General features: G+C 60.4%; 8 protein-coding genes. 5 read left to right on the forward strand and 3 right to left on the reverse strand.

The window, feature by feature from the left end; all coding sequences use genetic code 11:
* The first annotated feature begins 284 nt into the window (after positions 1-284).
* Positions 285-1436, forward strand: coding sequence for a porin (locus Q0106_RS08260; RefSeq protein ID WP_297611429.1), 1152 nt, complete (start codon positions 285-287; stop codon positions 1434-1436).
* Positions 1437-1459: 23 nt separating this feature from the next.
* On the forward strand, positions 1460-2278 hold the full coding sequence (locus Q0106_RS08265) for an SGNH/GDSL hydrolase family protein (protein ID WP_297611432.1): 819 nt from the start codon (positions 1460-1462) through the stop codon (positions 2276-2278).
* 154 nt (positions 2279-2432) lie between these two features.
* Here Q0106_RS08265 and mmuM read toward each other — a convergent pair whose 3' ends face one another.
* From mmuM to Q0106_RS08280, 3 genes are all read right to left on the reverse strand, one after another.
* Positions 2433-3389 (reverse strand): homocysteine S-methyltransferase, encoded by a 957-nt coding sequence (gene mmuM, locus Q0106_RS08270; protein ID WP_297611435.1) that lies wholly within the window; start codon positions 3387-3389, stop codon positions 2433-2435.
* Positions 3390-3550: 161 nt separating this feature from the next.
* Positions 3551-4426, reverse strand: coding sequence for a MetQ/NlpA family ABC transporter substrate-binding protein (locus tag Q0106_RS08275; protein ID WP_297611438.1), 876 nt, complete (start codon positions 4424-4426; stop codon positions 3551-3553).
* A 300-nt stretch (positions 4427-4726) separates the two neighbouring features.
* Positions 4727-5560: a MetQ/NlpA family ABC transporter substrate-binding protein gene (locus tag Q0106_RS08280; protein WP_297611441.1), complete on the reverse strand. Its 834-nt coding sequence runs from the start codon at positions 5558-5560 to the stop codon at positions 4727-4729.
* Between the two features lie 315 nt (positions 5561-5875).
* Between Q0106_RS08280 and Q0106_RS08285 the strand changes: the two genes are divergently transcribed.
* The 3 genes from Q0106_RS08285 (at position 5876) to Q0106_RS08295 (ending at position 9080) form a co-directional block, all read left to right on the forward strand.
* The gene (locus Q0106_RS08285) at positions 5876-7999 is read left to right on the forward strand and encodes an acetate--CoA ligase family protein (RefSeq protein ID WP_297611443.1); all 2124 of its coding nucleotides are present in this window, start codon (positions 5876-5878) and stop codon (positions 7997-7999) included.
* A 198-nt stretch (positions 8000-8197) separates the two neighbouring features.
* Positions 8198-8818: a hypothetical protein gene (locus tag Q0106_RS08290; RefSeq protein WP_295490364.1), complete on the forward strand. Its 621-nt coding sequence runs from the start codon at positions 8198-8200 to the stop codon at positions 8816-8818.
* A 19-nt stretch (positions 8819-8837) separates the two neighbouring features.
* A complete protein-coding gene (locus Q0106_RS08295; protein ID WP_297611446.1) occupies positions 8838-9080 on the forward strand; it encodes a hypothetical protein in 243 nt (80 codons plus the stop codon).
* Positions 9081-9166 lie beyond the last annotated feature (86 nt).

The following is a 9166-nucleotide window of genomic DNA, read 5'->3' on the forward strand; positions in this document are numbered from 1 at the left end:
GAAGTGCCGAAGATTGACTAGAGCCGCCCGATTCCTCCCCTATCGTCGTCGGGACCCGGCTTCAGATGTCTCATTCAGGAATTTTTCCGGAGTCCACGCCGGAATTTTTCCGGACTCATGCCTCATTGCATGGGGAGATCTCTCTCCGCTCAAACCTCTTTTCGTCTTCCATCCTTTGCAGAAACCGCAAAGCTACTTTGCGCGACAGGGCGTTTCGCAAAAAACGCCCGGCTTCTATTGTTTGCTCAATCCCTCAAACAAAGCCTCTTTCGAGGAGCTCCGCCATGAAGCCATTCCGAATTTCCCTCATTGCCGCCGCACTCCTGGCCTCAGGCGCCCTGCAGGCCGCAGACGTCGACCTTTACGGCCGCATCGACACCGGCTTCCTCTATACGCTCAACAACGGCGAGTCGTCGGACACCTTCGCCATGGTCTCCGGACGGTCCTCCGGCTCGCGCTTCGGCTTCAAGGGAAAGGAAGCGCTTAACGACGACTGGCAGGTCCGCTTTGTGCTCGAATCGGGCTTTTCCGCGGACTCGGGCGAACTCTCGTCCGCCGGCACCATTTTCGGACGTCAGTCAACGCTCTCAATCTTCAATAAGGATCTGGGCGAAATTGCTTTCGGCCGCGCCGGGAAGCCGCTCTCCGGGTCCGATCAGTTCACCCGCATTTCGCGCTTCACGCCCTTCGGCGTTACCTACGGCGACGCGGGTCTTCTCTTCTACGGCAAGGGCGGACGCGTCGACAACGGCATTTTCTACAAGTCGCCCACCGTGGCGGGCTTCACAGCTGTAATCTCCGGGTCCTTCAATACGAAGGGCGATGAGGCGGCCGAATGGTCCGACAACACGCGGTTCATCGGAGGAACGCTCGACTGGAAGTACGGGAACTTCGGCATGATGGTGGGCGCCGAGGAAATCATCCTCAACCGCGCGGACGAAGCGGACAATCAGGACAAGAACCCGAGGACGCTCTTCCTCGGCGCTTCCTATGATTTCGGCTTCATGGAGCTTCTCGCCGCCTACCAGCGCGGCTGGGGGCTCGATCGCGTGGGCTCCCTGCAGAGCATCAAAATCACGCCCAAAACGGGCGGCAGCAACAGCGCCCAGATTGAAAACTGGGAAGGCGACAGCTTCATGCTGGGCGCGAAAATTCCCTGCGCGGGCGGCGTCATCCGTCTGAGCGGCATTCTGGTTGACGGCGAAAACGGCCGCGACATCGCGAGCAATAAGGTGGGATCCCTCGGAAAGGATGCGGGCTACTGGGCAGTCGCCGCGGGCTACACCTATCCTTTAAGCAAGCGCACGAACGTCTACGGCGTGGTCTCTCATCTTGAGGGCAGAAAGGGCCTTGGCGACTCGCGCTACTCCATCTACAACGGCGACGGCGACCTTGACCGCGAGCAGATTGCGGTCGGTCTCGTGCACAAGTTCTGATTTCTTTTGTTGAGATTTGAAAAATGAAAACGCTCTTCATTGCAGCCGGTCTCGCTGCCGGCATCCTCCTCTCGGGTTCGGCATCAGCGCTTGAAAACACCGTGAAGCCCGAGGTCACGGCGCCGCTCGCTTCGTCCCCGAAAGTCGCGCTCCTGGTCGGCAACTCCTACTCCTTCTACAACTGCGGCGTGCACACGTATCTTCGCGGCTTCATGAAGGAAGGGAAGCCGAAGGAAAACATGAAGACGCGGCTCCTCACCATCAGCTCCGGGTCGCTTTCCTTCCACGACATGCCGTTCTATTTGTCGCCCCATGAGCAGGACCCATACGCAAAAGTGAAGGACGGAAAGCTCGAGCATCCGATGTTCGACGTGGTTCTCCTTCAGGAAAATTCCGCAGGGGCAACGTCTGCAAAGCGCGCGCCCTACTTCGAAAAGTACGTGAAGCTTGATTCCGAGATCATCCGCAAGGCCGGAAGCGTCCCGATGGTTGTGATGACGTGGCCGAAAAAGGACAAGCCCCACGAAATCAAAAAGCTCGCCGACACGACGATCCGGATCGCAAACGAAGCAAGGACGCAGGTGATCCCGGTCGGACTCGCCTTCATGGAAGCGATCCGGGAGAGGCCTGAGCTCGAGCTCTACATGCCCGACAAGAGCCATCCGTCTGCTGCCGGCACCTACCTCTACGGCGCCGTGCTCTACAGCACACTCTTCAACCGCTCGCCCGTCGACATTAAATATGCCGGCGAGTGCGAAAAGCCTCTTCCGCCCGAAACGAGCGCATTCCTGAGGCGCATCGCCTGGAAGACCGTGACGGAGTTCTACGGCTGGAAGAAGTAAAAGACCTTCTGAAGTTCTTTCCTCTATTGGAGAGAAGCCGCCTTAGGGCAGATCCTTCTCCATGAGCGCAAAGCTCCCGCCTTCGATCAGGAAAGCGGGAGCTTTTTTTCTGATGAGGAGGCACGCTCCGTCCTCAGAGCGAACAGGCGTTTAGTTACGCCTTCTTCTGAGCCTCGATGATCTTCGAGATCTCCTCAATGTCGCGCGGGAGCGTGCGGCAGCAGCCGCCGATGCAGAGCGCGCCCGTCTTTTCCCAGAGCGGCACGAAGTGCTGCCAGGAGGGTTCGTGCGGGCCCTGCGCGTGCCAGGTCTTCGTCACCGGATCGTAGGTTTCCCCCGAATTCGGATAGACGACGAGGGGCTTCTTCGTCTTCGCGCGCATCTTTTCGAGCGCGGGCTCCACCCATTCGCGCTTCACGCAGTTGAGGCCGAAGGCTTCAACCTGGGGATTGGCGTCGAGCACCTCTGCGAGCTTTTCAGGCGACGTGCCGTCGGGCATCGCTTCGCCGTCCTTCAGCGTCACCGTCACCCAGCAGGTGATGTCTCGATTTTCGATCATCGAGAGAATCGCCTCGATTTCGTCGAGCCTCGGCTGCGTTTCGATCGCGAGGATGTCGGCGCCCCCGTCAAGGAGCGCATTGAGGCGAAGCTCATGGAACTTCACGTATTCGTCGCGCGTGAGATGGTAGGCGCCCGTGTATTCGCTTCCGTCCGCGAGATACGCCCCGTAAGGGCCGATCGCGCCCGCAATGATGAGGTCGCCCGGGAGCCAATCCGGGTGCTCGAGGAGCACGTCGTTCTTGGCTTCACGCGCGAGCTCAGCGCTCCGGCGGATGTAGCCCGCCGTTGCCTCACGCGAAAAGCCCTTCGCCCCGAAACCCGCTTCCGTCGCCTGATAGGAATCCGTGATGGCGGCGTTCGCCCCGGCTTCGAAGTAGCGGCGATGAACCTCGCGCACGTATTCAGGATGCTCGATCAGCGCTCGGGCGCTCCAGAGCGAGTCGTTCAGAACCATGCCGAGAGACTCGAGGGCGGTCGACATGGCACCGTCGATGATGAGCGCGCCGCGGCGCTCAATGATTTCAGCCATCGGATGACGGGTGGGGATCATGGATTTTCTCCGGAAATTGAATGCATTACGCAGATTTGAATCCTGTCGGGCAGAGGAATCTGCCGGAATGTCGGGAAATTTTAGCCCGAAGCGGAAAAAGCGCCGCTCATCATTCTGAACGACGCTTTCCTTGAGCTTCTCAGACTGCCTGAATCAGGAGCTTATTTCTGGGCTTCCCAGGCGGGCAGGATCTGACCGTTGAACTTGCCGCGGATGAATTCGGCAACTTCAGGAGACTGATAGGCCTTCACGAACGCCTTCACGGGTTCGCTCTCGACATTGTCCGGACGGGCAGCAATGATGATGAGCGCGAAGGGCGCATCAAAGGATTCGAAGTAGAAGCCCTGCTTCTTCACGTCGAGGCCGCCCGAAACGGCGTAGTTCATCGGCACGCAGGCGATGTCGAGATCGCTGATGCTGATCGGGAGCTGCGCTGCCTCGAGCTCGACGAGCTGGAGCTTCTTCGGGTTCTCCGCGACGTCGTGCACGGTCGGGAGCGCCGGAGCGCCTTCCTTCACCTTGACGAGACCGGCCTTCTCAAGAAGGATGATGGCGCGGCCGCCGTTCGAGGGATCGTTCGGGATGGCGACCTTCGCGCCCTCAGGGATCGCCTCGAGCGAATGGATCTTGTTCGAATAGAGGCCCATCGGCTGAACCACCGCCTTGGCAGCGACCACGAGGTTCGTCCCCTTCTGGCGGTTGAAGTTCTGCAGGAACGGCTCATGCTGATAGACGGCGATGTCGAGCTGCTTTTCAGCGAGCGCGGTATCAGGCGTGATGTAGTCGGTGAATTCAACGACCTCAACGTCGAGGCCGTTCTTTTTGGCGACTTCAGCAGCTTTCGTCACGATGTCGGCGTGGGGACCTGCCGTCACGGCGACCTTCACCTTCGCGGGAGCGGCAGCCCTGGGCGCAGCGGAGGAAGCGGCAGCGGCGGGCGCCTTTTCATCGGCCTTGCCGCAGGCGGCGAGGAAGGGAGCCGCGGCAAAGGCGGCGGCGAGGGCAACGGAGCGCTTGAGGAATACACGTTTCTGCATGATTGAAATCCGGTTCTGTAGTGTTTAAGCGAGGGCGGGCGCATCCGCGCCGGCGTGGTCTGCTGCCGGGGCGGGGCCTCTGGCCCGGGATTAGAGAGAACGGATCCGCGACCCGTTTCGAAATCATGCCTGACGGAGTTCCGTCATGCCGGAGAAAGTGACTGACTGCAGGTAATACCGCAAGGCGAATGAGGCATTTGAAATGTCTCCATGCCAAAAGAAAAGCCTCCCCGCCGCCATTACGGTTCGGGAAGGCTCTTTTACGCATCATCAGGCTTCAGAAACGAAGCTGCAGGAAGATCAGAAGGTCGGCAGAAGCGACCCCTGGTACTTCTCTTCAATGAATTTCCTCAGTTCGGGCGAATTCATGAGTTCCTTCAGGGTCTGGATTTCCGGGCGCGAGGCTTCGCCCGCGCGGATCGCGACCACATTGGCGTAGGGCGAATCCTTCGCTTCGATGGCGATCGAATCCTTCACGGGGTTGAGCCCTGCGCCGAGCGCGAAGTTGCAGTTGATGACGCCCATCGCGACGTCGTCGAGCGAGCGCGGCAGCTGCGCGGCCTCGACCTCAATGATTTTGAGGTTCTTCGGATTTTCGACAATGTCGGCCGGCGTCACGAAGAGGTTGTTGGGGTCGTTGAGCTTGATGAGCCCCAAGTGCTGCAGAAGCAGCAGCGCGCGGCCGCCGTTCGTCGGGTCGTTCGGAATCGAAACCGAAGCCCCGTCGGGAATTGCCTTCGGGTCCTTCAGGGTCTTCGAATAGACCGCAATCGGCGCAATGAAGACCGGCACGAGGCTCTCGAGCTTGAGGTTGTGCTGCTTCATAAAGTCGTCGAGATAGGGCTTGTGCTGGAAGAAGTTCGCATCGAGCGACTTGTCGGCAAGCGCCATGTTGGGCTGAATGTAGTCGGAGAATTCAACGACCTTGAGTTCGACTCCCTTCTCGGTGAACTTCGGCTTCAGGAAATTCATGATGTCGCCGCCCGGCACGGGGGAGACGCCGATGGTGAGCGTCTTCGCAGCCGCAGCCGCCTTGGGTGCGGCCGCTTCGTCCTTCCCGCCGCATCCGGCGAGGCTGAAGGCAATGCCTGCCGCAACGCAGAGCGCGGCAAAAGGCTTCAAGTGCTTAAACATAGTGCTTCCTCAAAAAGTGGCCGGCCCCGGGGCCGCTGAGGCCCTCAAGTCCGCGAATATCCAGTTTGATTCAGAATACCAACGGAAGGCGCGCTGCGCCTAAGCAAAACACCCAATCCAACGCCGCCGCGGGCGGACTTCCCTCTGGTTTTCAGGAAGTCTTCGCTTCAACACGCAAACTCGCCCTGAGGTTAAGCATTTCGGCCGACACCTCCCGCCCGGCCGCTTCGATACAATCAAAAAATCTGTCTTCAGGGCGGCGAAGCCGAAAGAGCCTTCGCTCTCCTCAACCCTACTCCAAAGGAACTTCATCCCATGCTGCTCGACTCCATTCTGAAGCCCAGGGCCGTTGCCGTCGTCGGCGCCTCCACGAGGCCTCATACCATCGGCTCCGATCTTCTCAAGCGCCTCATTGAGTTCGGCTTCAAAGGCGGCATCTACCCGGTCAATCCCAAGGGCGGCGAGATCGAGGGCCTCAAGGCTTATAAAAGCGTTGAAGACCTCCCCGACGGCGTCGACCTTGCCGTGATCGTCGTCAACGCCTCGCGCGTGCTTGAAGCGATCGACCAGTGCCATGCGAAGGGCATTAAGGGGCTTGTCGTCATCTCGGCGGGCTTCAAGGAAACGGGCGCCGAAGGCGCGAAGCTTGAGCTCGAGCTTCTCGAGCGCGTGCGCGCCCACGGCATGCGGATGGTCGGTCCCAACTGCCTCGGCGTCGTCAACACCAATCCGGAAATTTCGCTCGACGCCTGCTTCGCCGAAAGCCTCCCCGTCGCGGGCGACATCGGCTTCGTGTCGCAGTCGGGCGCCTTGGGCGGCGGCATCCTCAATATTCTGAAGGACCTCAACCTCGGCTTCGCGCAGTTCGTCTCGATCGGCAACCAAGCGGACGTGAACGCTGAAACCGCGCTCGAATACTGGGAAAACGACCCGGAAGTGAAGCAGATTCTGCTCTACATGGAATCTATTCCCGATCCGGTCAACTTCCGGCGCCTTGCTTCCCGCATTTCGAAGAAGAAGCCCGTCCTTGCGCTCAAAGCCGGGCGCTCCGCCGCGGGCGCTTCGGCCGCGTCCTCGCACACCGGATCCCTCGCAGGCGGCGACCGCGCTGCCGACGCGCTTTTGAAGCAGTCGGGCGTCATCCGCGAGCTTTCGCTTCGCGAACTCTTCTCGAGCGCCAAGGTCTTTGCGAACTGCCCGATTCCGAAGGGCGACCGCGTGGCGATCGTCACCAACTCGGGCGGCCCCGGCATCATGGCGACCGACGCCGTCTGCGGCCACGGCATGCAGATGGCTCAGATTTCCGACGAAACGAAGGCGAAGCTGCGCGAATTCCTCCCGGCCGCCGCTTCGGTCAAGAACCCCGTCGACATGATCGCCTCGGCGCCGCTCGAACACTACCGCCGCACGGTGGAAACGGTGCTCGCCGACCCGGAAGTCGACATGGTGATGGTGATCTACCTCCCCTTCCTCGGCTTGAAGGACATCGACGTCGCTCAGGCCCTCATGGAAATCCGCGCCGCGCATCCCGAGAAGCCCATCGTCGGCGTCTTCATGACGACGAGCGAATTCTTCTCGAAGCTTTCCGAAATGAAGGTGACGGTGCCCTTCTACATGTATTCCGAGGAAGCCGCGGACGCGATGAAGCGCCTCAACGACCAGAGGCTCTGGATGGCCCGCCCCGAGGGCGAGTTCCCGGAACTTCCGGAAGACACGAACCGCGTGATGGAGATCTTCCGCACGGCGGCCAGCGAAGGCCGCCGCGAGCTCACCACGCGCGAATCGCTCGACGTGCTCGACGCCGCGGGCATACGCATCTGCAGAAGCGGCATGGCGCATTCCGAGGACGAGGCGGTCGCCGTGGCTCAAAAGACCGGCTACCCCGTCGTCATGAAGATGACCTCGAAGACCACGTCCCACAAGACCGACGTCGGCGGCGTGCGCGTCGGGATTGCGAGCGAGGAGGATCTTCGCCGCGAATACCGCGACCTCATCGGGAAGCTTGAGGCGAAGGGCCTCCTCGAAGGCCTCGAAGGCGTCCTCATTCAGGAAATGGTGAAGTCGAAGCGCGAGCTCGTCACGGGCATCGCCACCGACCCGCAGTTCGGGCCCATGGTGATGTTCGGTCTCGGCGGCGTCTTCGTCGAAGTTCTGAAGGACGTGGCCTTCCGCCTCGCGCCGCTTACCGACATCGACGCGAAGGATCTCATTCATTCGGTGAAGTGCGTGAAGCTCCTCGAGGGCGCGCGCGGCTTCACGCCGGCACAGATGGAGAAGGTTGAGGAAACGCTCCTCAGGATCTCGCAGCTCGCTCACGTGCACCGCTTCGTGAAGGAGCTCGACATCAATCCGCTCATGATCTCAGACAAGGACGGCGAGCCCATTGCGGTCGACGCCCGCATTGCCTTTGATCCTGAGGCGGTCAAGACTCAGCTCTAAGCGTCAGTCCGGACGACCGTCCTCAATCCGGCGGCTTCGCGCGTGCATCCCTGCCCGCCCGGAGCCGCTTTTCTTTCTAGAATGGACTTAACCGTCCGCATGATCCGGAAGCGCCGCCAATACGGTATTCCGCTCAGAACGAACGGTCCCGAAGGCCTCAGGCCGGCATAAAATAAGACCTGTTCTCATTTTCGTTTCATGCTTGATTTCAGTCATTACGCGCTTTACGACTCAGCCCGGACGATGCGTCTCTCGCTGGAACCCATGACGCGCACGCAGATGCTCGCAGACTTCCCCGGAGAAATCGTTATTTCCTCGCCGCTTCTGGCGGCCCGGCTTGGGTGCGAGGCAGCGGATGCTGAAGCGATGCAGAGACGCAGAGAGGAATTCGCCGCTCTGGACGAGGAGAGCGCCCTCAGGATCTGGCTCAACCGGACCCCGGCGCGGGACGGACGCATTGCTTATGTTTCCGCTCCCGACTCGCTCCCCGACGTCGAGGAGGAACCCGACTGGGGCATTTCGAGCGCAGGCTTTCTCATCGGAAGCGTCGCCGAAATTGCCGGGTGGGTGAAGCGCATGACGGATGCAGACGACCCCGCGTCCATCCTTCGCGAGCTCTCGCGCATTCTTTCCGGATGCTCCGAGCCCCCGCATGCCGCTCAGCTCACTGATCTCTCAACGGGCGCCGTCATCATGACCTGGCCCGTGAGATGCGCGAATCCCATTCATGCGCTCTCCGCCGCAGCCGAAAGCTGGCCGGAAGTGAGATATCGGGAAGAAGACTTTGACTTTTCTCTCAAAAGCGATCTTGCCGATTGACCTCAGGAATTTGACTCTCATGACCTCACCCGCTGCCAACCAAGAAGTCCCTCAGGAAGGGAAGCTCTCTGAAGCCGAGCTTCGCAGAATTGCCGAACTCTGCTCCAAAAACGGAAAACTCGCCGAAGCCATCGTCTCCTGTGTGATGCGCGATCTGCTCAAAAACGGAGACCTCACGGAAGAGGAAGCGGAAGCGCTCTGCGCAAGATGCGCCCGGGCCGCCGAGGCCGAACACTGCACGAAGGTTCCGAAAAGCGCATAAAGCGCCTTCAGGCGCCTGAAAATCCGCTCAAAATCGGGTAGAGGGCCCCTTTGCAGGGTGCCCCCTCCCACACCGCATGCCCCAGT

Source organism: uncultured Sutterella sp. (genome assembly GCF_937923675.1).
Taxonomy (GTDB): Bacteria; Pseudomonadota; Gammaproteobacteria; order Burkholderiales; family Burkholderiaceae_F; genus Sutterella.